Origin of the sequence: Thioalkalivibrio sp., assembly GCF_007692535.1 — a bacterium.
GTDB lineage: Bacteria > Pseudomonadota > Gammaproteobacteria > Ectothiorhodospirales > Ectothiorhodospiraceae > Thioalkalivibrio.
Genome location: NZ_REBW01000075.1, coordinates 35517 through 56628, shown reverse-complemented (window position 1 = coordinate 56628; position 21112 = coordinate 35517). Strand labels below are relative to the sequence as shown.

Genomic DNA, 21112 nt, shown 5'->3' with positions numbered 1-21112 from the left:
TCCCAGATATCGCTGAAGGAGGCATCGACATCGGCCTCGATCCCGCGGGCACCAACGGTCCCGTTCAGCCCCGAGGCGAAGAGATAGGGCGTGACTTCGAACTCCCAGCTGCTCGGTGATGTCGCAGTATTTGCAGACCGCATCGGCATGTTTGTGATCAAGTTTGACCTAAGTATTATCGGAACTTTCCCGGCGGCAACGCACAACGTCATCCGCAGGTTACCCGGATGCGTGTCATCCGGGCGCGCTGTCGATTAATGGACTGTCTGGACCGCCCGGGCCTCAGACCCGTTGAGTTTAATGCTCCGCGCCCCGAAGATTGTTCGACTCCGCACAATATCGTGAGAAAGTTCGCGCATGCCCAAGATCCCGATGGCTGAACGCATTGCGGTGCTGACCCGCAACGAGGGATGGTTCGGGCGTGCCCCGAAGGAGTTCCAGGACGCCATCCTCTCGCGCTGCGAATGGAGAGTGCACCCCGCCGGGCAGACGATCTATCAGGCCACCGATGATCACGCGGATTTTTGCGGCGTCGCCGACGGAACGGTCGACTTCTACTCGCGGTTCGGCGCCGGGGACAACCCCCTGCTGCACATCGCGCACGAAGGCTTCTGGATGGGGTATGGAACGGTCGTGGCCGGGGAACGACCGCGATCGAGTCGGGCAGATGACAGGCCGAGGCTGAGGAGTTGATTCTCGCCTTCCGTCCCGGCTAGTGGCACGCCAGGTTCGTGCTACTTGAAACAGCTCAAGCTAACGCTGATCCAGGTCGATACCTTCAGTCGGAGATGCAGACTCTGACGCGGCCCAGCCTAAGGCAATGTCGATGATATGCGAAATCGCCGGGGGGTCGGGATCGCCCGCAAAGAAGCGCGCGAGCATTCCACGGTGCGACGCCGGAACGAGGATCGGTGGTGGTACGTCCTGAAGCGTCAACGATGCGACTGGAACCACCCCATCGCCCAGCCCGTCACCGATATCCGCCCACCAGCTGCGCAAGGCGGTATCCAGTTCGGGGGAGACCAGATCGTCACCGATCGATTCCAGTCCGGCGGTCATTGCGGGCGGAGGTTCCAGCAAAACACCCCCGATGATATGCACGGGAACCCGGGTCGGCCACTGCCGCTCGCCCAACTCCCGCAGGAAAGCGCTGCCGGGCCGCAGATCGATCTTGGCTGCGCCGGTTCCGTCTCTCAGGCCCGCAAACAACGAGAAACGCCCGTCCGCGCCCGGGGCCAGTTGTTCCCGGAGCTCGAGCCAGACTCGCAGCCGGGCCCATTCCGAGCCCTGGTTGGGTGTGCCGACGAGAATCACCCCAGCAACGGCCGGACCATGGACAGCTGGGGCTGCGCCTTCCGGGTGGCGCAGGCGTGACACGAAGTCCCGCACGACCAGGCCTCCCATGCTGTGCCCGATCAGCATCACCGGATGGTCGGTTTCCAGTTGCGGCCAATGCTCGGCCAGCAGATCGGCACTCCGGTCGATGCCCTGATCATTCGGGTAGCGGAATTCCCAGACTTCGAAACCCGCTTCTCCCAGGGCGGGAACGAGGTCGTCCCAGATATTCCCCGGTTCATCCAGGCCGTGTACCAGGACGGCCCGGGGAGCCGCGCCATCAGACGCCTTCGCGGATCGCAGAAAAAGCCCGTACACACCGGAAGCCGGGCCCATCTCTTCCGGGAACCATTCGTGCAGCTGGTCCTGTACCAGTACGCGCAGTTCCCGTTCCCCCTGGGGGTCGCTCTCCGCCCACCAGGTCCAGGACACGGCGAGCAGAACGGATAGAAACACGAGCGAAGCGGCAAGCCTGAACCACGTTTGTGCGCGGGAGCCCTTAGGGTTCATTGGCATGAACACACGGAAGTCGGTTCATGACACAGCGCGACGGGCTGCAGGCAAGCGCCGTGCCTTCGATACGGGTCTGCCGCTCTCCTTTCCCTCCGGGTCCCGTTGGCACGGGATGGCTCACCGGGACACCGCACGTTCGATCCCCTCGCGCATCACCTCCACTAGAAAGTCGATCTGGTCCTCTGTGATCACATACGGCGGCATCAGGTAGCTGACATTTCCCAGTGGCCGCAGCAATGCGCCGCGTTCAAGACCGTGGCGGTAGATCGCCAGTCCGCGGCGTTCCTGCCAGGGGAAAGGTGTGCGCGTGGCCTTGTCCTGCACCAGTTCGACCGCAGCGATCATCCCGGTTTGCCGTACCTCGGCGACGTGCGGGTGCTCCTGCAGCGGCGCCAGTGCTCGCCCCATGTGCCGCGCGAGTTCCCGGTTGCGCTCGAGCACCGGCTCGTCTTCGAAGATGTCCAGCGTCGCCAGTGCCGCGCGGCAGGCCAGCGGGTTGCCGGTGTAGGAATGCGAGTGCAGAAACGCGTTCAGCTTTTCGTAATCGTCGTAGAACGCGTCGTAGACGTCATCGGTGGTCAGTACCACGGCCAAAGGCAGGTAGCCCCCGGTCAGGCCCTTCGACAGGCACAGGAAGTCCGGGCTGATCGGACCCTGCTCGCAGGCGAACATCGTTCCGGTACGCCCGAAGCCGACCGCGATCTCGTCGGCAATCAGGTGCACGCCATAACGGTTGCAGGCCGCACGCAGCAGGCGCAGATACTCGGGGTCGTACATGCGCATCCCGCCTGCGCACTGCACCAGCGGTTCGACGATCACTGCGCAGGTCTCGTGCGCGTGCTCGGCCAGCGTGGCCTCCATCAGCGCGAACCGGCGCCTGGCCACGTCAGCGCAGGTCTCGCCCTGCTCGCGCTCGAAGCAGTCCGGTCCCGGTACCGTGATCACCGGCATCATCAGCGGTGCGTAGGTCTTGCGATACAACTCGACGTCGCCCACCGCGAGCGCACCCAGCGTCTCGCCGTGGTAGCTGTTGCTCAGGCAGATGAAGCGCTGCTTCTCCGGGTGCCCGCGGTTTTTCCAGAAGTGGAAGCTCATCTTCAATGCCACCTCGACGGCGGCGCTGCCGTTGTCGGCGAAGAAGCAGCGTTTCAGGGGCTCGGGGGTCAGTGCGATCAGGCGTTCGGAGAGCTGCACCACCGGCTCGTGGGTGCAGCCGGCAAGGATCACGTGTTCCAGCTGGTCGAGCTGGTCGCGGATCGCGGCATTGATCGTGGGGTTCGCGTGCCCGAACAGGTTCACCCACCAGGAGCTGATCGCATCCAGGTACCGGTTTCCGTCGAAGTCCTCCAGCCAGACCCCCGCACCCCGGCGGATGGCCAGCATCGGCAGGGTGCCCTCCTCCCCGTAGTCCTTCATCTGGGTACAGGGGTGCCAGAGGGCGGCGAGATCGCGGCGTTTCAGCGTGAGCGCATCCATGCGCGGATTGTAACGCCCCCGCTCAGGCCGCGGGGAGCATCGATGCGTATTCGTCCTCGAAGAAGAACCGTTCTTCGCCGAAGGCGGGCCGCAGCTGGTCCAGCCAGGTCGCCTCGGGATCGAAGCGGGCAAAGAACGGCCGCTGCACCCAGTCCGGGTTGCGCCCTTGGAGGAAGCGCAGGGCGAAGACCTTCTCGCCCTGGATTTCCGTCACGCCCTGCACCTCGACCTTGCCCGGCCCCGCGCTCATCGACGGCCCCCGCGCCGTGCGCGACAAACCGGAGACGGACTGCATGGCGTCGCGGTAGATTTCCCAGGCCCGCGCCAGCGGCACCTCGAAATACCTTCTCGCCCCGGTGTCGCGTTCCACGAACAGATAATAGGGATGGATGCCGACACGCACCTGTTCGCGCCAGAGCCGCGCCCAGTCCTCGGCCCGATCGTTGATGTGGGCCAGCAACGGACCCTGGGACCGGATGGTCACGCCGGTCTCCCGGAGGCGACGGATCGCTGCCCGTGCGATGGGTGTATCCATCTCCCACCAGTGATTGTAATGGGCCATCACGGCGACATTCTTGCCGGCATCGACCATGCGTTCCAGCAGCCTCAGGAGATCATCGGCGTCGTTGTCGGTCACGAACCGGTAGGGCCAGAAGCTCAGGGCCTTGGTACCGATGCGCACGGTCTGGATGTGGTCATACGCCGGGGCCAGCAGCGGTTCCAGGTATTGGGCGAGGTTCCGGGTCTTCATCACCAACGGGTCCCCGCCCGTGATCAGGAGATCCGAAACGTCGCGGTGCGCCCTGAGGTAGCCCAGCATGGTTTCTGTCTCGCTGGAGGCGATACGGAGTTCCTTGTCGCCCACGAACTGCGCCCAGCGGAAGCAGAAGGTGCAATAGCTGTGGCAGGTCTGTCCCTGGCTGGGGAAGAACAGCACCGTTTCGCGGTACTTGTGCTGCAGGCCGTCGACGATGTTGCCGGCGAAATCCCGCGGCCGGTTCATTGCCAGCTGCCCCGCGGGGTGTGGGTTGAGACCCTCTCGCAGCTGCCGGGCCAACGCCACGATCGCCCCACGCTCTGCCCCGCTCTCATGCAGCGCAGCCATGCGCGCGAAGGCCTCGGGTTCCAGCATGCCGCGCTGCGGGAACGTGAGTTGGAAAATCGGATCATCGGGCACATTGGACCAGTCGATGAGCTCTTCGATGACGTACTGGTTCACGCGAAACGGGAGCACGCTGGATACGACCTGCATCTCGAATCGCATCTCCTCGGAGATGCCGGCGAGCGCGTCGATGCGATCCAGAGTACGTTCGTTGAAGACCTTGAAACTACGGGCTTCGATCGTCCCCAGATCGGGATCACGAAAGAATCTCAGAACTGAATTCATCCAGTTCCTCCTGCATGGAAAAAAAGGTGCGCGGCGCACAGGGGCGCGGTCAGGCCCAATGCCTGAAGCCGGTCGCGGACCGGTGCCGGAACAACGTGGTCGCAAAATAGTTTTGCGAAAAAACGACAGGGCACGGTAGCAAGCGGAACCCGGCTGGGCAACCCTTCAGAACATGAACCGTTCCGGATGGTTTCAGGCCGGCATGCCGTGGCCCGCCCGAAATAGTCCCCCGGCCGGGTTCCGGCTTGACCTGCGGCCCGGATATGACAGGCTGTCTGGAAATCCACTGGAGGCCGTCATGCATCCGGAATTTCCGCATCAGGACATCATCCACCTGAACCACGCCGCAGTGGGTCCTTGGCCGTTGCGCACTGCTGAGGCGGTGACGGCCTTTGCACGGGAAAACGCGATCTCCGGTTCACGCCACTATGCGCAGTGGCTCAAGGTCGAGGCAGCGACACGCGGGCTCGCGCAAGCCCTGATCGGCGCCGACGATGCAGCCGACATCGCCTTCGTGAAGAACACCTCGGAGGCCCTGTCGATCGTCGCCTTCGGACTGCCCTGGTTAGCAGGCCGGAACATCGTCATCCCGCGTGGCGAGTTCCCCTCCAACCGTGTCGTCTGGCTGATGGCGGCGGAGCGTTTCGGACTGGAGGTGCGCGAGGTGGAACTCCCCTTTGATGCTCCGGAAGACGCGCTGCTCGCCGCCTGCGACCACCGGACCACCCTGCTCTCCTGCAGCGCGGTGCAGTTCGCCAGCGGGCTGCGCATGGACCTCCAGCGCCTGGGCACGTCCCTGCGCGGCCGGGGCATCCTGTTCTGCGTGGACGCCATTCAGCATCTGGGCGCCCTGCCCTTCGACGCCCGGGCGGTGCAGGCCGATTTCGTGATGGCGGATGCACACAAGTGGCTGCTCGCACCCGAGGGTATCGCGCTGTTCTATGTCCGTCCCGAGCTGCGGGACCGCCTCATCCTGCAGGAATTCGGCTGGCACATGCTGGCCGATTCGGGCGACTACAGCAGTGAAGCGCTCATCGTGGCCGAAGATGCGCGCCGGTTCGAACCGGGGAGCCCCAACCTGCTCGGCATCCATGCCCTGCATGCCAGCCTGTCACTGCTACTCGAGGTGGGGCCGGAACCGATCGCGGCGGCGATCGATGACCGCTGGCAGCACCTGCACGACGGGCTCCGGTCACTGGGCTGCGAGATCCTGACTCCCCCGGCCAGGCACGCGGGCATCCTCACCTTCCGCCCGACTCGCGGAGAAACGGAAGCCGTGTTCCGGCGACTCCAGGACGCCGGTGTCCTGTGCGCACAGCGGGGCGGCGGCATACGCTTCTCGCCGCACTTCTATCTGCCATTGGATGCCCTGGACGAGGCACTGGCGCTGGTGGCGGAGGGTGCGGGGTCCAAGTAGGAAGGCACGCGCGCCTTGGCAGGCCTGTTCATTCAGAGCGTGTGGGTACGCCCGGTGGACTTCAGCATGCCGCCCAGATGGGTCTCGATCAGGCGCCGCGTCGCACCCTTGTCGCTCGGGCTGAACTGAACACCGATCCCGCGGGAACGGTTGCCCTGGGCACGGGCGGGGGTGATCCAGACGACCTGACAAGGCACCGGAATCCGCTCGGACTCATCGAGCAGGGACAGCAGCACGAACACCTCGTCGCCAAGTCTGAAGGGTTTTTCAGTGGGAATAAACAGCCCACCATTGGCCACAAAGGGCATGTAGGCCGCGAACAGCGCCGATTTTTCCCGGATCGCCAGGGTCAGAATGCGGCCTCGTGTGGGTGCCGTCATCTCGTCTCCACCACATCACTGTACATTACGGTCACCAGATTGCGCCGGGACCGCTCGGTTGCGATACACCTGAACTAGCCCCAATTTATAATTATGGCCGTTTTGCTTCCCGCAGTGCCAGTCCCATCGACGGCAATGCGAAAATGCCATCAGGAGCCCCGCCGCCAGAGGCGCAGCACCATGTGCTCACAGCGCAACTGCGGGTTCAACGCGGTCGGCAGATCACGGTGCCACTGCAGCGAGTCCTGGAACAGGCGGGACAGTTCCTGCAGGCCGCGATTGCGCGCGAAGCGCTCCAGCGCCCCCCGTTCGAACAGCCGCCCGAACGCATCCGGCTGTTCGGTCAACAGGTACGCCTGAGCGGAAACCAGAAGCCGCTGCAAACGGGGCAGTAGCGAGCCGAGATCACAGGCCTGGAAACGCGTGGCCACGGGAAACGGCGATGCACTCTCCAGCAGCATCCCGAGTGCCTCGCGATCCTGGCGCCAGATGTCGATTGCGACCGGATCATCGAGCAGCGCCCGCGCCGCCATCGGCCGATTCAGGCTGGCCGCCAGCGCCTCGTCCACCGTGAGTCCCTGCCCCGCCATCGGCGCGAGCCACTGGCGCACCAGTGCGGGATCCGGCGATGGAATACGCAGGCGCTGGCAGCGGCTGCGTATCGTTGGCGCAAGCCGCGCCGGACGCGCCGCGGCCAGCACAACCATCGCTCCTTCCGGCGGTTCCTCCAGGGTCTTCAGCAAGGCATTGGCGGCGTTCACGTTCATCGACTCGGCCGGCTCGATGAACACCAAACGCGCCGGGCCGCTGCGACTGAGCGAGAGGAAATCGATCACGCTGCGGACCCGGTCGACGAGGATTTCCTTGCCGGGCTCCTCCGGAGTGACTTCCAGGATTTCAGCGTGGCTGCCGCTTAGAAAACTGCGACAGCCATTGCAGCTTCCGCAGGGGAAGACGTCTTCGGACGCCTTCTTGCAGGCGACTCGTTGCAGGAAGGTCCGGACCAGCAGGCCCTTGCCCACGCCGTCGGGGCCCGCCACGAGCAGCCCCGGGGGCGGCTGTCGCGTCTGCACCAGCGCGACCAGGCCAGCCAGCGGCGCGCGTAGCCAGGGTGGGAAAGCAAGCGGTCCGCCGTCGGATGAGAGGTTGTTCATGGTTAGGCTCTTATCCGTCCATTCCCCGCCGCCAGGTGTCCCAAACCCGGTCGACCTGGGCACCCACCGTTTCCAGTTCAGCGGCACCGTCGATGACCCGGTAACGTCCCGCGTCCGCCCGGGCCCGCTGCAGATAGGCGCTACGGGCACGTTCGAAGAACGCCATATCCTCACTTTCGATGCGATCCCGTTTGCCGCGGGTCAGAGCCCGCTCCAGCCCGACCTGCGGAGACACGTCGAACAGCAGCACCAGGTCGGGACGAAAATCGCCCTGCAGCCAGGTCTCCAGCACGGCGACCCGTTCGGCTCCCAGGCCCCGTCCCGCGCCCTGGTAGGCAAAACTGGCGTCGGTGAAGCGGTCACAGAGGACCCAGGCGCCCTGCGCCAACGCCGGCTCGATGACCTCGCGCAGGTGTTGGGCGCGCGCGGCGAAGATCAGCAGCAGTTCGGTCTCCGCCGCCATCGCACCGACCTCGGGATCGAGCAGCAGCCCGCGCAGCCGTTCGCCGAGCGCTGTCCCCCCGGGTTCGCGGGTCAGCACCACCCGCGTATCCTCGTCCCGCAGCCGGCGATGCAGGCGTTCAAGCTGCGTGGATTTTCCGGCGCCCTCGATGCCCTCGAAGGTGATGAAGCGGCCGCGCACCGACGGCTTCACCGCCGCGCCCCGTAGCGGCTCGCGTCGCCACCCAGCTGATATTTGATCACGGCGGCGCGATGTTCCGCGTAGGTCTTCGAGAACGCGTGCGTACCGTCCTTGCGGGAAACGAAGAAGAGCGCCTCAGTCTCCGCCGGATTGGCGGCAGCCCGGATCGACGCGAGGCCCGGCAGCGCGATCGGTGTCGGCGGCAGACCATCCCGGGTATAGGTGTTGTAGGGATGGTCACGACGCAGCTCCGCGCGGGTGAGGCGGGTAGCCCCCGGCTCCAGCGCATACAACAGGGTCGGATCTGTCTGCAGGCGCATCCCCCGGCGCACCCGGTTGACGAAGACACCGGCGACCAGGCCGCGTTCCTCCGCCTGGCCCGTCTCCTTCTCGATGATCGACGCGAGGATGAGCAGCTCGTACGGAGTCTCGAGCGGGTGATCCTCGACACGCGCGGTCCAGGCCTGTTCAAGCTGGCGGTTCAAGGCCTCATGAGCCATCTTCAGCACCTGAATGGCCGGTGTGTCGCGACCGAAGACGTAGGTATCGGGAAGGAACCAACCCTCCGGATGCATGTCCGGCTTGCCCAGCTCCGCCATCACCGTCTCGAGATCCGCGGGCTCGGGCATGGGTCGCAGGGCCGGATGTGCCTGAACCGCCTCCAGGAACTGACGGGCCGTCCACCCCTCGGGGGCCGTCAGCCTGTGCCGCACGACAACACCACGCGCCATGTTGTCGAGAAGCGTCGCCAGCGTCATGTCGGCAGGCACTTCGTACTCGCCGGCCTGCAGGCGACCCGCGATCCCGTGGTAGCGGGCGTGGATCTCGAGCATCCATGGGTGCCTTACCCAACCCCGGTCGACGAGTTCCCGGTTGATCTGGCGGAAGCCCTGCCCCGGGCGCACCACCAGGATCTCATCGCGCTCGAGTTCCAGGGGCTGAAACACCTGTTTCTGATAGGTGTTCGCCAGGTGGGCGCCCGCGAGCGTGGCGATGATCAGCAGAACAAGGAAGATAAGACTAAGCCAACGCATTCAATTCCGCTCCGAGCGCAGAAACCATGGCCAGGGCAGGCGACGCCTGCCCGCCGCCGGCCACCCTATCACGCTGCCCGACCAGGAGGGCCCGTCTCAGCCCGATCCGGCTGTTGCTGAGGAAGATGCCCTCCGCAGCCTGCACCCGTTCCAGGGACAGTCTTGCCTCCTGGACCACCAGCCCGGCGCGCGACGCGTGTTCCAGCAACCAGCCCCGCCGCGTTCCCGCGACACCAAACTCGTCCACGCGCGGGGTCAGCAGGCAACCGCCCTCCAGGATGAAGACATTGCTCTGGGTGGCACAGCTAGCGTTGCCGCCCCCGTCCAGCATCAGACCTTCATCCCAGTCCGCACCCCACTCGCGCCGCGCCAGCACATTCTCCAGACGATTCAGATGCTTGCAGCCCGGAAGGGGACTGCGACCCGTTCGTGTGCTGCAAACCCCAAGGCGCAGTATGTGCCCCTCGTCGGGAACCGCCAACGGGGCTCCCCCCATCGCGATCCGCGTGGGCTGGACCCGCTCCGGTATCGCATAGCCGCGCGGACCGGGCCCACGCGTAACGATGAGCTTTGCCAGGGCCCTGGGCGATCCGGCCACCGCCCGAAGGTCATCGAGGCAGTCCTGCTCGCGCGGCCGCGGGATCCCCAGGCCCTCGAGGCCCCGGCACAGCCTCGCCCAGTGACGCTCCCACAGCACGGGGCGGCCGGCCTCGAGGCGCAGCGTCTCGAACACCCCGTCCCCGAACTGGAGGCCACGATCACTCGGATCGATCCGATTGCCACGCTCGCCGTTGACCAGGATCGTCATCGCCGCAGTGCATCCAGGAGTCCGTGCGCCTTGTGTCGGGTCTCCTGGAGTTCTGCCTCGGGGTCCGAGTCGGCGACGATACCCGCCCCGGTGCGGAAGCGGATCTCTCCATCGCGGACGACCAGAGTGCGGATCAGGATATTGGTGTCCATCGCCCCGTGCCGGCTGATGTAGCCGCAGGAACCGGTGTAGGCGCCCCGTGCCGCGCCGCCCTCCAACTCATGGATGATCTGCATGCTGCGGATCTTCGGACAGCCGGTGATGGTGCCGCCGGGAAAGGTGGCACGGATCAGATCCGCCGGCGTGGCCCCGGCGCGCAGACGCCCACGGACCGCGGACACGATGTGATGGACCCGCCGATAGCTCTCGATCGTCATGAACTCGGGGACGCTGACCGTCCCGGGCTGACAGACCCGGCCGAGGTCATTCCGCTCCAGATCGACCAGCATCACGTGCTCGGCCTTTTCCTTCGCATTGATTCTGAGGTCGTTCACCAATTCCTGATCCTTGATCACTTCCCGGTCTCTGCGCCGCGTGCCCGCGATCGGTCGCGTCTCGGCGACGCCCCCTCGAACACTGACCAGCCGCTCGGGCGACGAACTCATGATCTCCGCCCCGGGCAGGCGCAGCCAGGCTGCGAATGGCGCCGGATTGGCGCGCCGGAGCCGCTGATAGAGGTCCGGCGTATCGATGCTGTCAACTGCGTGGATGCGCCACTCGCGCGACAGATTGGCCTGGAAACAATCACCGTCGCGGATGTACCGCAGGGCACGCCGTACTGCAGCGAGATAGCGCTCCGGATCCTCCTCCGTCACGCTCAGCCCGGGCTGAGGCCCCGGTTCCAGGGGTTCGCTCAGAGCGGCCAGATCCTGATGGAGATGCTCCCAGCGTCCGGGTGCAGAACCATCGTCAACGAAGAAGCTGCGATGTTCCCTGTGGTCCTCGATTACCGCGGCCGGAAAATATGTTGCCAGGGCCGTCGGAAGCCAGGGATCCTGCGTGCACTGCCCCAACGTGGGTTCGATGTCCCACGCCAGTTCGTACCCCAGGTAGATGAACCATCCACCCAGAAACGGTAATTCCAGGTGCCCCGTCTCCGCCTGCATCACGTCGAACGGACCGAGTTGTTGCAGGTGGTCCAGAACGGTCGCCCCGCTGCCGACGATGGTCGAGCCTGGGAACGCAAACAGGATGGAGAATCGCGCCGGCGCCTGGCCGATCAGCGCAGTATCCAGGAAGTGCGGATAACGCTCCGGATAGGCCCGGGCCAGGGCAAGGAGATCCACGCCCGCCGCGAGGGGCCGGACGGACATGGTTGCCCTTACAGCGAGCGGAACAGCAGGGTCCCGTTGGTACCCCCGAACCCGAAGGAGTTGGACAGCGCCACCCTGGTATCCATGTCGCGCGCCTCGTGCGCAACGTAGTCCAGATCACAACCCTCGCCTGGATTGTCGAGATTGATCGTGGGAGGCGAAATCTTGTGATAAAGGGCCAGCACCGAAAACAGCCCCTCGATCCCGCCCGCAGCCCCAAGCAGGTGACCGGTCATCGACTTGGTGGAATTCACGAAGACCTTCTTCGCGTGGTCACCCATTGCCAGTTTCGTTGCGTGGGTCTCCGCGAGGTCCCCGGCTGGCGTGGAGGTCCCGTGGGCATTGATGTAACCGACCTCGGTTGGATCCACCCCGGCGTCCTTCATGGCCTTCACCATGCAGGCCGCCGCACCCTCGCCGTTCTGCGACGGCGAAGTCATGTGATAGGCATCCGAGTTCCAGGCGAAACCCGCAAGCTCCGCGTAAATCCGTGCACCGCGGGCCTTGGCGTGTTCGTACTCCTCCAGCATCATCACCCCGGCACCGTCGCTGAGCACGAATCCGTCCCGATCGCGATCCCAGGGACGCGAGGCACGTTCGGGATCGTCATTGCGGGTCGACAGCGCGCGGGCCGCGGCAAAGCCGCCGATCCCCAGGGGGGTCGTTGCCATCTCGGCACCGCCGGCGAGCATCGCGTCCACGTCGCCGTAGGCGATCATGCGCGCGGCGTCCCCGATATTGTGGGTCCCCGTGGCGCAGGCCGAAACGATCGAGATGTTCGGACCCTTGAGCCCGCGCATGATGGACAGATTGCCTGCCACCATGTTGATGATGGCACTGGGCACAAAGAACGGAGAGATCTTGCGCGGCCCCCCCTTCAGGTAGGCCGCGTAGGAACGTTCGATGTAAGGCAGGCCGCCGATACCGGAGCCCAGCGCCACCCCGATGCGCTCGGCATTGGCCTCCGTGACCTCCAACCCGGAGTCGTCCAGTGCCTGGATACCCGCCCCCAGGCCGTAGAGCACGAAGGTGTCCATCTTCTTCTGCTCTTTCGTGGGGACGTAATCGTCGGCATTGAAGTCCCGCACCGCGCCGGAAATGCGGACCGGCATGGCCGAGGCATCGAAGACATCGATCGGCGTGATGCCGCTCTTGCCGGCGACAATATTCTCCCAGGCCGTCTTCACCGTGGAGCCCACCGGGGAAACGATACCCAGCCCTGTAACCACCACACGACGCTTAGACAATTGAATTCTCCCTCAAAACGCAACAAAGCAAGGGCCACCGCGGTCGGACGCGAGCGGCCCTGGCCTTTCAGCCCACTGGAACGGCCGGGGGCCGGCGTTCCTCAGTCCTTCATGTTCGCCTGGATGTAATCGATGGCCTGCTGGACGGTGGTGATCTTTTCCGCCTGTTCGTCCGGTATTTCGGTTTCGAATTCCTCCTCGAGGGCCATGACCAGCTCGACGGTGTCCAGCGAATCGGCGCCGAGGTCATCGACGAAAGAGGCCGTGTTGGTGACGTCCTCTTCCTTGGCACCCAACTGTTCAACGACGATCTTCTTGACGCGTTCTTCAATGCTACTCATGTACGACATCCCCTTTGGGTGTGTGGCGGTCAATTTGCGAGCGCCATTCTAGTGAAAAGAACCGGTTCGATCCAGTGCGGCCCAGGACCGGCCCGCAACCCACCCGGGCGACGGTCGATTCCGGTGCCAAACCGGCCCGAAAATCCCCCGGACGGCCATCAATGCATGAACATGCCCCCGTTGACGTGCAGGGTCTCGCCCGTGATGTAACCGGCTTCAGGAGAGGCAAGAAACGACACGGCCGCCGCAATCTCCCCGGGCTGTCCCAGGCGTCCCAGCGGAATGCCCTCCAGCAGTTTGGCCCGCGTTGCCTCGGCCAACTCCTTCGTCATGTCGGTATCGATGAATCCCGGTGCCACGGTGTTCACGGTGATGTTGCGGCTGCCCACCTCACGCGCAAGGGCGCGCGCGAACCCGGCCAGACCCGCCTTGGCGGCCGCATAGTTGGCCTGGCCGGCATTGCCGCTGGAACCGACCACCGAGCCGATCAGAATGATGCGTCCCCGCCGGGCCTTCATCATGCCCTTGAGGAGGCGCTGGGTGAGCCGTGCCGCTGCGGAGAGATTGGTTTCGATGACGCTGTCCCACTCATCGTCCTTCATCCGCATCAACAGGTTGTCGCGGGTAATGCCCGCGTTGTTGACCAGCACCTCGATCGCGCCTTCGTGCCCCTGGATGTCCTCCAGGGCCCGCTGCACCGAGTCGGAATCGGTCACGTTCAGAACGATTCCACGACCGCCGACATCGCCCAGTGCGGACGAGATGATCTCAGCGCCCTTGGCCGACGTGGCGGTTCCGACGACCTTCCAGCCGTCGTCGGCCAGGCGTCGGGCAATGGCGGCACCGATGCCGCGGCTCGCGCCGGTGACCAGGGCTGCACCTCTCGTTTCAGACATCTGTCGCCTTCCTTCTCGCTTTGCGTCGTCGGTTGATCTTTGGCACGCCGGCGCCCATCAGGTGTTCAGCACATCAAGGGTCTTCGCCAGGCTGGCTTCGTCACTGACCTCGAGCAACAGCAGGTCCCGGTCGATGCGCTTGGCCAGCCCCGTCAGCACGCGTCCCGGCCCGGCCTCCACCAGCACCTCAACCGCACCCGCGCGCATCGCCTGGATCGTTTCGACCCAGCGCACCGGACGGAACAGCTGCTCGGCCAGGATCGCGCGCAGTTCGGTGGTGGAATCGACCGGCCCGGCGCTGACATTGTGCAGCACCGGAATCCTCGGCAGGCGCAGTTCTGTCGCTTCGAGCTTGGCCATCAGCCGCTCTGCAGCGGGCCGCATCAATGCGCAGTGCGAGGGCACCGAGACCGGGAGACGCAGGGCCCGCTTGGCGCCGGCGCCCGGTGCGGCGGCAATGGCACGCTCGACCGCGGCGGCCGAACCGGCGATGACCACCTGTCCCGGCGAATTGAAGTTCACTGCCTCGAGGACGTCGGGTCCCGATTCAGAGGCGCACAGGGCCAGCACGGCGGCATCATCCATGCCCAGGATGGCCGCCATCGCGCCGTGGCCCTCGGGTACGGCTCCCTGCATCGCCGCAGCGCGCTCGGCGACAAGGCCCACGGCAGCGGAGAAATCCAGCGCGTCCGCCGCCACCAGGGCGCTGTACTCGCCGAGGCTGTGACCCGCCAGCATGCCGGGACGGGCCTGCGTTGCCCCAGTCAGCACGCGCCAGGCAGCGACTCCGGCCGCAAGCATCGCGGGCTGGGTGTATTCCGTGCGGTTGAGGGTTTCCACGGGTCCGTTCTGGCACAGATCCCAGAGATCCATGCCGAGGACCTCGGAGGCCTCCGCGAACGTCTCGCGAACGATGGAATGCTTCGAGCCCAGTTCGCCCAGCATGCCCACCGACTGCGATCCCTGACCCGGGAACATGACTGCCCACTGTGATTCCATGGCTGACCTGATCCATCCAAGACTGGCGTAGTGTATGCCGATCAATTCCCGAGCGGCAAACACCGGTCATTCGCTCGACGGCTGATGCGCCCGAAGGGAAGACGCAACGCGTCCGCGGCACTGCCGCGACGGGTGCGAATCCCCGCAAATACCGCGCTACAGGGGCGTCGCGCTTGAGTTCCCGCCACGCATCCGCATAATGTCGCCTCCTGTGTCACATCTAAGAGGAACTGCATGGCGAAGGAAGACGAGATCGAACTCGAAGGGACCATTGTCGAGACGCTGCCCAACACGATGTTTCGCGTCGAACTGGAAAACGGTCACGTGATCACCGCGCACATCTCGGGAAAGATGCGCAAGCACTACATCCGTATCCTTCGGGGCGACAAGGTGATTGTGCAGATGACCCCCTACGATCTCAGCAAGGGACGCATCGTCTACCGCAACAAGTAAAGCGGATCCGGTTCCCCGGACCCGCTTCCGCATCAGGAGACGGCCGGCTCCCGGATGTCCAGCACCAGCCCGTCCTCGCCCAGCCGGACGACCACTTCTCCGCCGCCCTTCATCAGCCGCCCGAACAGGATCTCCTCGGCCAGCGGCTTCTTGATGTATTCCTGCAGGGTCCGCGCCATGGGACGCGCGCCCATCTTGGCATCGTACCCGTGCTCCGCCAGCCAGGCGCGGCCTTCCGGCGTCACCGTGAGCACCACTTTCTTCTCGTCCAACTGGGCCTGCAGCTGCACCAGGAACTTGTCCACGACACCGAGGATGGTGGCCTCGTCCAGCGCTGCAAACTGGATGATCCCGTCCAGGCGGTTGCGGAACTCGGGACTGAAGGTGCGTTTCAGGACCTCCATTGCGTCGGTCGAATGGTCCTGCTGGGTGAACCCCATCGAAGGACGGCTGGCCATTTCCGCACCGACGTTGCTGGTCATCACCACGATGACGTTACGGAAGTCGACCTTGCGGCCGTTGGTGTCGGTCAACGTCCCGTGGTCCATCACCTGCAGCAGCAGGTTGAACACATCGGGATGGGCCTTCTCGACCTCATCGAGCAGCAGAACGGCGTGGGGATGCTTCAGGATGGAGTCGGTCAGCAAGCCGCCCTCGTCATAACCGACGTAGCCCGGAGGCGCGCCGATCAGCCGTGAGACCGTGTGCCGTTCCATGTACTCCGACATGTCGAAGCGCACCAATTCGATCCCCAGGACACGCGCCAGCTGCTTGGTCACCTCGGTCTTGCCGACGCCCGTCGGGCCGGTGAACAGGAACGAGCCGATCGGCTTTCCCTGGTCCGCCAGACCTGAGCGCGCCATCTTGATCGCGGTACCGAGGCTCTCGATGGCCGGATCCTGGCCGAACACGACCATCTTCAGGTCGCGCTCGAGGTTGCGCAGGATTTCGACATCGCTGGTGGAAACCGACTTCGGCGGAATGCGCGCGATCTTGGCTACGATGGCCTCGATATCCTGCACGCTGATGGTCTTCTTCCGCTGGGCCGACGGCTGCAGCTGCCGGTGTGCACCGGCCTCGTCGATCAGGTCGATCGCCTTGTCCGGCAGGAAACGGTCGGTGATGTAGCGATCTGCCAGTTCGGCGGCCGCCCGCAGCGCCGGCCGGGTGAAGCGCACGTTGTGGTGCGCCTCGAAGCGCGACTTCAGGCCGGCAAGGATCTGGAACGTCTCGTCCACCGAGGGTTCGGGGACGTCGATCTTCTGAAAGCGCCGGGCCAGCGCGCGGTCCTTTTCGAAGATGCCGCGGTATTCCTGGTAGGTGGTGGAACCGATGCACTTCAACTCGCCGCTGGCCAGCATCGGCTTGATCAGGTTGGACGCGTCCATCACCCCACCCGATGCCGCCCCCGCACCGATGATGGTATGGATCTCGTCGATGAAGAGCACCGCGCCGGGCTGCCGCTTCAGCTGCGCCAGCACGCCCTTCAGCCGCTTCTCGAAATCGCCGCGGTACTTGGTTCCGGCCACCAGGGCACCGAGGTCCAGGGCGAACACCGTCGCCTTCTCGATGGCCTCGGGGACCTCGTGATCGACGATCCGCTTGGCGAGACCCTCGGCGATCGCGGTCTTCCCCACTCCGGCCTCGCCGACCAGCAGCGGGTTGTTCTTGCGCCGCCTGCACAGGATCTGGATGGTGCGCTCGATCTCGTGCTCGCGCCCGATCAGGGGGTCGATCTCGTCGCGGGCGGCCCGGGCGTTCAGATTCGTTGCATACAAGGTCAGAGCGTTCTGCTTGCCCTCGCCTTCCTCGCCGCCCGCACCCGCCTGGCTACCCCCGGGATCGGCGGGACCCGGCTGGACCTGACCGGGATCCTCGTCCGCGACCTTGGAGATCCCGTGAGACAGGAAATTAACCACGTCGAGCCGCTGGATGTCCTGCTGGGACAACAGGTGCAGCGCATGGCTGTCCTGCTCGCCGAAGAGCGCAACCAGCACATTGGCCCCGCTGACCTCCTTGCGGCCGCTGGATTGGACGTGAAAGACCGCCCGCTGCAGCACACGCTGGAATCCGAGCGTCGGCTGCGTCTCGCGGCCGTCGCGCGGCGGGATGCGCGGCGTATTCGCATCCAGCCAGGCATCCAGTTCCGCCCGGATTCGATCCAGGTCGGCGCCACAGGCACGCAGGACCATCGCCGCGCTGGGGTTGGAGATCAAGGCCACCAGAAGGTGTTCGACGGTCACGAATTCGTGCCGTTTTTCCCGGGCGTCCTTGAACACCAGGTTGAGACTGAATTCGAGTTCGCGGTCAAGCATGGCGGTCAGGCCTCCTCCATCGAACATAGCAGCGGATGCTGGCGGTGACGAGCGTAATCGTTGACCTGGGCCACTTTGGTCTCGGCAACGTCGCGGCTGAAGATGCCACAGACGCCCTTGCCCCGGGTGTGCACATGCAGCATCACCCGTGTGGCCTTCTCCCGGTCCATCGAGAAGAAGGTTTCCAGGACCTCCACCACGAATTCCATCGGGGTGTAATCGTCGTTCATCAATACCACCTTGAACCTTCGCGGCGGCTTGAGTTCCGGACGGGACTCGTCCACAGCGACGGATTCATCCTGTCCTGTCTTGTGCTTCGTATCACTCATGGGTCGCTCGGTTCACCGGCCAGGTCCACCTGACCGTCTCGACAGTGTCACGAGTTCCTCTGCATAGACAAAGAGACCGCAATTCCTATCCCCCTTCGTTGTTCATGTGCTCGATCAGGGCCGCGCCGAAGCCGGAGCATGAGACCGGCTCGACGTCCGGCATTAGTCGCGCGAAGTCGTACGTCACCGTCCGCGCGCTGATGGCCCCGGCCATTCCCTTGACGATCAGATCCGCGGCCTCGACCCAGCCCATATGCCGCAGCATCATTTCCGCAGACAGAATCAGCGAGCCAGGGTTCACCTTGTCCTGCCCGGCGTAGCGCGGCGCGGTACCGTGCGTGGCCTCGAACATCGCCACGGTGTCCGACAGATTGGCACCCGGGGCGATCCCGATGCCGCCCACCTGCGCCGCCAGCGCATCGGAGATGTAGTCGCCGTTCAGGTTCAGCGTCGCGATCACATCATACTCATCGGGTCGCAGCAGGATCTGCTGCAGGAAGGCGTCGGCAATCACGTCCTTGATCACGATCTCCCTGCCTGTGCGGGGATTGTCGAAGCTGCACCAGGGACCGCCGTCGATCTCCTCGGCGCCGAACTCCTCCTGCGCCAGTTCGTAGCCCCAGTTCTTGAAGGCCCCTTCGGTGAATTTCATGATATTGCCCTTGTGCACCAGCGTCACCGAGGCGCGGTCATTGTCGATCGCGTACTGGATCGCCTTGCGGACCAACCGCTTGGTGCCCTCGCTGGAAACCGGCTTGATCCCGATGCCGGCGGTATCCGGGAACCGGATCTTGGTCACGCCCATTTCCTTTTGTAGGAATTCGATGACCTTGCGCACCTCGTCGCTGCCGGCCTCGTACTCGATCCCGGCATAGATGTCCTCCGAGTTCTCGCGGAAGATCACCATGTCGGTCTTTTCCGGTTCCTTGAGGGGGCTTGGGGTCCCAGCGTAGTAGCGGATCGGGCGCAGGCAGACGAAGAGATCGAGCTGCTGCCGCAACGCGACGTTCAGCGACCGGATGCCGCCGCCGACCGGGGTGGTGAGGGGACCCTTGATCGAGACGACAAAATGCTTCACCGCGTCGAGCGTCTCCTCCGGCAGCCAGGTATTGGCGCCATAGACGGTGTTTGCCTTCTCGCCCGCATAGACCTCCATCCAGGCAAGTTCACGCTTGCCGCCGTAGGCTTTGGCGACAGCGGCGTCGACCACCTTCCGCATCACCGGCGTGATATCGACCCCGATACCGTCGCCTTCGATGAATGGAATGATCGGGCGATCCGGAACCTGCAGTACACCCTCGGAATCGACAGCAATCGTTTCGGCGCCGGAAGGAATCTTGATGTGGTCGTAGGCCATGGGAGCTCCAGTGGTCGCGAAGGGGGTGACGGACGTCCGGATTATACAAGAACGGCCGCGGGCTACACGGCAGCCGATTTCGACCCGCGTTATCATCGTGACCATGGCTTTCCTCCAAACCCAAACGGACCCTGCATGCCCGGCCGCCTGCGCTGCCACGTAACCGTCGCCGCCGTGATCACCGAGCGCGGCCGTCATCTCTTCGTCGAGGAACGGATCGACGGGCACCGGGTGCTGAATCAACCCGCAGGTCACCTCGAGGCCGGTGAGAATCTCCTGGAGGCGGTGGTCCGCGAGGTGCGCGAGGAGACCGGCCTCGACTTCCTGCCCACGGCCTGGCTGGGCTGCGACCTCCTGCCGCTGCCGAACGGCGCCGTCACCCTGCGGGTCGCGTTTACCGGCGATACCCGACCACTCCCTCCGCCCTGGGAGCAGGATCCAGCCATCCTGGCGACCCACTGGCTCACTCCCGGGGAGGCCGCCACGCACTGGCGGCTGCGCAGCCCGCTGGTGGAACGTTCCATACTCCGTTTCGAGAACGGGATACGGCTTCCGCTGGAAAGCGTGGGCACGCTGGTCCCCAACCCGTCATGACGGACACCGCCAGAGTCATTCTGGGTCTGTCCGGCGGGGTGGACTCTGCGGTGGCGGGCGCCCGCCTCCTCGCGGCGGGCTACCGGGTCGAGGGCCTGTTCATGAAGAACTGGGAGGAGGACGACGAACCCGGCTACTGCGCTGCCGAAGCCGATCTGGCCATGGCGCGCGAGGTGGCCACGGTGCTCGGCATCCCGCTGCACAAGGCCAATTATTCGGCCGATTACTGGGATCGGGTCTTCACCCACTTCCTCTCCGAATACCGGGCGGGACGAACACCGAACCCGGACATTCTCTGTAATCGCGAGGTCAAGTTCCCCGCTCTGCTTGATCACGCCCGGAGGCTGGGTGCCAGCCACGTCGCCAGCGGGCACTACGCGGACACGCTGCATCAAACCGATGGCTCACGCCTGCTCCGCGCGGCCGACGAAAACAAGGATCAGACCTACTTCCTCTGCCGCCTGACCCAGGAACAGCTGCGACCGGCGCTGTTTCCCCTGGGTCCGCTGCAGAAGACGGAGGTCCGCCGCCTGGCCCTCGAAATGGGGCTCCCCAACCACGCGCGCAGGGACAGCACCGGCATCTGCTTCATCGGCGAGCGGCGTTTCCGGGATTTCCTCGCGCGCTACCTGCGCGCGCCCGAAGGCGACATCTGCACCCCCGAAGGTAGCGTCATCGGCCGGCATCGGGGACTGATGTTCTATACCCTGGGCCAACGCCAGGGCCTCGGCATCGGCGGCGTCGCGGGGGCCGGGGAGTCGCCCTGGTACGTGGTGGCCAAGGACACGGACCGCAACCGGCTGATCGCCGCGCAGAAAAGCGACCATCCGCTGCTGCTCAGCGGCAGCCTGGTGACCGAGGCACCGCACTGGATCCTGCACCCGCCTGCAGCCGGAGAACCCCTGCAGGCGCGCATCCGGCATCGTCAGCCCCTGCAGCCGGTCCGCATCGCGGCATCCGGCCCTGATTCCCTCTCGGTGCACTTCGCCACCCCGCAACGGGCCGTCACCCCAGGGCAGTCCATCGTCTTTTACCGCGACCGCGAGTGCTTGGGCGGAGCCGTCATCGCCGCCGGGGATACGGGGCCCGGGGCCGTTCTTCCGGTATAGTAGCCTCCCGAT

The 21112-nt window shown here is 65.0% G+C and carries 21 protein-coding genes; 5 read left to right on the top strand and 16 right to left on the bottom strand.

All coding sequences use genetic code 11. The annotated features are described in order from the left end of the window. The first annotated feature begins 357 nt into the window (after positions 1-357). Positions 358-693 carry a hypothetical protein gene (locus EA346_RS02855; protein WP_296755391.1) on the top strand — a complete coding sequence of 112 codons (336 nt, stop codon included), beginning with the start codon at positions 358-360 and terminating at the stop codon, positions 691-693. A 60-nt stretch (positions 694-753) separates the two neighbouring features. On the opposite strand, the gene EA346_RS02850 is transcribed toward EA346_RS02855, so the two are convergent. The 3 genes from EA346_RS02850 to EA346_RS02840 all read right to left on the bottom strand — a co-directional run bounded on the left by EA346_RS02850 (position 754) and on the right by EA346_RS02840 (position 4711). Further along, a complete protein-coding gene (locus EA346_RS02850; RefSeq protein WP_296755389.1) occupies positions 754-1791 on the bottom strand; it encodes an alpha/beta hydrolase in 1038 nt (345 codons plus the stop codon). 174 nt (positions 1792-1965) lie between these two features. Beyond that, a complete protein-coding gene (locus tag EA346_RS02845) occupies positions 1966-3324 on the bottom strand; it encodes an adenosylmethionine--8-amino-7-oxononanoate transaminase (protein ID WP_296755386.1) in 1359 nt (452 codons plus the stop codon). A 22-nt stretch (positions 3325-3346) separates the two neighbouring features. Continuing rightward, a complete protein-coding gene (locus EA346_RS02840; RefSeq protein ID WP_296755384.1) occupies positions 3347-4711 on the bottom strand; it encodes a lysine 2,3-aminomutase in 1365 nt (454 codons plus the stop codon). Positions 4712-5009: 298 nt separating this feature from the next. On the opposite strand from EA346_RS02840, the gene EA346_RS02835 reads away from it, so the two are divergent. After that, positions 5010-6128, top strand: coding sequence for an aminotransferase class V-fold PLP-dependent enzyme (locus tag EA346_RS02835; RefSeq protein WP_296755381.1), 1119 nt, complete (start codon positions 5010-5012; stop codon positions 6126-6128). A 32-nt stretch (positions 6129-6160) separates the two neighbouring features. On the opposite strand, the gene EA346_RS02830 is transcribed toward EA346_RS02835, so the two are convergent. From EA346_RS02830 to fabD, 10 genes are all read right to left on the bottom strand, one after another. Then, positions 6161-6508 (bottom strand): PilZ domain-containing protein, encoded by a 348-nt coding sequence (locus tag EA346_RS02830; protein ID WP_296755377.1) that lies wholly within the window; start codon positions 6506-6508, stop codon positions 6161-6163. A 149-nt stretch (positions 6509-6657) separates the two neighbouring features. Next, entirely contained in the window at positions 6658-7662 is a 1005-nt protein-coding gene (locus EA346_RS02825; protein WP_296755374.1) for an AAA family ATPase, read from the bottom strand. 10 nt (positions 7663-7672) lie between these two features. Further along, positions 7673-8317, bottom strand: a complete 645-nt coding sequence (tmk, locus tag EA346_RS02820; RefSeq protein ID WP_296755372.1) for a dTMP kinase — start codon at positions 8315-8317, stop codon at positions 7673-7675. After that, positions 8314-9339, bottom strand: a complete 1026-nt coding sequence (gene mltG / locus EA346_RS02815) for an endolytic transglycosylase MltG (RefSeq protein ID WP_296755369.1) — start codon at positions 9337-9339, stop codon at positions 8314-8316. The genes tmk and mltG overlap by 4 nt, the downstream gene beginning before the upstream one ends. Then, positions 9326-10147, bottom strand: coding sequence for an aminotransferase class IV (locus EA346_RS02810; protein ID WP_296755367.1), 822 nt, complete (start codon positions 10145-10147; stop codon positions 9326-9328). The genes mltG and EA346_RS02810 overlap by 14 nt, the downstream gene beginning before the upstream one ends. Then, positions 10144-11460, bottom strand: a complete 1317-nt coding sequence (locus EA346_RS02805; protein WP_296755364.1) for an aminodeoxychorismate synthase component I — start codon at positions 11458-11460, stop codon at positions 10144-10146. Before EA346_RS02805 ends, EA346_RS02810 begins: the two co-directional genes overlap by 4 nt. An 8-nt stretch (positions 11461-11468) precedes the next feature. After that, a complete protein-coding gene (gene fabF / locus EA346_RS02800; protein WP_296755362.1) occupies positions 11469-12707 on the bottom strand; it encodes a beta-ketoacyl-ACP synthase II in 1239 nt (412 codons plus the stop codon). 101 nt (positions 12708-12808) lie between these two features. Further along, entirely contained in the window at positions 12809-13048 is a 240-nt protein-coding gene (gene acpP, locus EA346_RS02795) for an acyl carrier protein (protein WP_296748655.1), read from the bottom strand. 158 nt (positions 13049-13206) lie between these two features. Then, a complete protein-coding gene (gene fabG, locus EA346_RS02790) occupies positions 13207-13944 on the bottom strand; it encodes a 3-oxoacyl-ACP reductase FabG (protein ID WP_296755359.1) in 738 nt (245 codons plus the stop codon). A gap of 57 nt (positions 13945-14001) precedes the next feature. Further along, on the bottom strand, positions 14002-14943 hold the full coding sequence (gene fabD, locus EA346_RS02785) for an ACP S-malonyltransferase (RefSeq protein ID WP_296755356.1): 942 nt from the start codon (positions 14941-14943) through the stop codon (positions 14002-14004). A 234-nt stretch (positions 14944-15177) separates the two neighbouring features. Here fabD and infA point away from each other — a divergent pair, with 234 nt between their 5' ends. Beyond that, positions 15178-15396 (top strand): translation initiation factor IF-1, encoded by a 219-nt coding sequence (infA, locus tag EA346_RS02780; protein WP_296748652.1) that lies wholly within the window; start codon positions 15178-15180, stop codon positions 15394-15396. Between the two features lie 32 nt (positions 15397-15428). Here the strand turns inward: infA and clpA are convergent, their stop codons facing one another. The 3 genes from clpA to icd all read right to left on the bottom strand — a co-directional run bounded on the left by clpA (position 15429) and on the right by icd (position 19397). Continuing rightward, positions 15429-17711: an ATP-dependent Clp protease ATP-binding subunit ClpA gene (gene clpA / locus EA346_RS02775; protein ID WP_296755353.1), complete on the bottom strand. Its 2283-nt coding sequence runs from the start codon at positions 17709-17711 to the stop codon at positions 15429-15431. Positions 17712-17716: 5 nt separating this feature from the next. Continuing rightward, positions 17717-18040, bottom strand: coding sequence for an ATP-dependent Clp protease adapter ClpS (gene clpS / locus EA346_RS02770; RefSeq protein WP_296755350.1), 324 nt, complete (start codon positions 18038-18040; stop codon positions 17717-17719). An 85-nt stretch (positions 18041-18125) separates the two neighbouring features. Next, entirely contained in the window at positions 18126-19397 is a 1272-nt protein-coding gene (gene icd / locus EA346_RS02765; RefSeq protein ID WP_296755348.1) for an NADP-dependent isocitrate dehydrogenase, read from the bottom strand. Positions 19398-19532: 135 nt separating this feature from the next. Between icd and EA346_RS02760 the strand changes: the two genes are divergently transcribed. Both EA346_RS02760 and mnmA read left to right on the top strand, forming a co-directional pair. Continuing rightward, positions 19533-19991, top strand: a complete 459-nt coding sequence (locus EA346_RS02760) for an NUDIX domain-containing protein (protein ID WP_296755345.1) — start codon at positions 19533-19535, stop codon at positions 19989-19991. Further along, complete coding sequence (mnmA, locus tag EA346_RS02755) at positions 19988-21100, top strand: tRNA 2-thiouridine(34) synthase MnmA (RefSeq protein WP_296755343.1); 1113 nt, start codon at positions 19988-19990, stop codon at positions 21098-21100. The genes EA346_RS02760 and mnmA overlap by 4 nt, the downstream gene beginning before the upstream one ends. Positions 21101-21112: the final 12 nt, after the last annotated feature.

Coding starts and splice junctions, on each gene's coding strand:
- EA346_RS02855 (WP_296755391.1), top strand. CDS start 358: ATGCCCAAGATCCCGATGGCTGAACGCATTGCGGTGCTGACCCGCAAC.
- EA346_RS02845 (WP_296755386.1), bottom strand. CDS start 3,324: ATGGATGCGCTCACGCTGAAACGCCGCGATCTCGCCGCCCTCTGGCAC.
- EA346_RS02840 (WP_296755384.1), bottom strand. CDS start 4,711: ATGAATTCAGTTCTGAGATTCTTTCGTGATCCCGATCTGGGGACGATC.
- EA346_RS02835 (WP_296755381.1), top strand. CDS start 5,010: ATGCATCCGGAATTTCCGCATCAGGACATCATCCACCTGAACCACGCC.
- EA346_RS02830 (WP_296755377.1), bottom strand. CDS start 6,508: ATGACGGCACCCACACGAGGCCGCATTCTGACCCTGGCGATCCGGGAA.
- EA346_RS02825 (WP_296755374.1), bottom strand. CDS start 7,662: ATGAACAACCTCTCATCCGACGGCGGACCGCTTGCTTTCCCACCCTGG.
- mltG (WP_296755369.1), bottom strand. CDS start 9,339: ATGCGTTGGCTTAGTCTTATCTTCCTTGTTCTGCTGATCATCGCCACG.
- EA346_RS02810 (WP_296755367.1), bottom strand. CDS start 10,147: ATGACGATCCTGGTCAACGGCGAGCGTGGCAATCGGATCGATCCGAGT.
- EA346_RS02805 (WP_296755364.1), bottom strand. CDS start 11,460: ATGTCCGTCCGGCCCCTCGCGGCGGGCGTGGATCTCCTTGCCCTGGCC.
- acpP (WP_296748655.1), bottom strand. CDS start 13,048: ATGAGTAGCATTGAAGAACGCGTCAAGAAGATCGTCGTTGAACAGTTG.
- fabG (WP_296755359.1), bottom strand. CDS start 13,944: ATGTCTGAAACGAGAGGTGCAGCCCTGGTCACCGGCGCGAGCCGCGGC.
- fabD (WP_296755356.1), bottom strand. CDS start 14,943: ATGGAATCACAGTGGGCAGTCATGTTCCCGGGTCAGGGATCGCAGTCG.
- infA (WP_296748652.1), top strand. CDS start 15,178: ATGGCGAAGGAAGACGAGATCGAACTCGAAGGGACCATTGTCGAGACG.
- clpA (WP_296755353.1), bottom strand. CDS start 17,711: ATGCTTGACCGCGAACTCGAATTCAGTCTCAACCTGGTGTTCAAGGAC.
- clpS (WP_296755350.1), bottom strand. CDS start 18,040: ATGAGTGATACGAAGCACAAGACAGGACAGGATGAATCCGTCGCTGTG.
- icd (WP_296755348.1), bottom strand. CDS start 19,397: ATGGCCTACGACCACATCAAGATTCCTTCCGGCGCCGAAACGATTGCT.
- EA346_RS02760 (WP_296755345.1), top strand. CDS start 19,533: ATGCCCGGCCGCCTGCGCTGCCACGTAACCGTCGCCGCCGTGATCACC.
- mnmA (WP_296755343.1), top strand. CDS start 19,988: ATGACGGACACCGCCAGAGTCATTCTGGGTCTGTCCGGCGGGGTGGAC.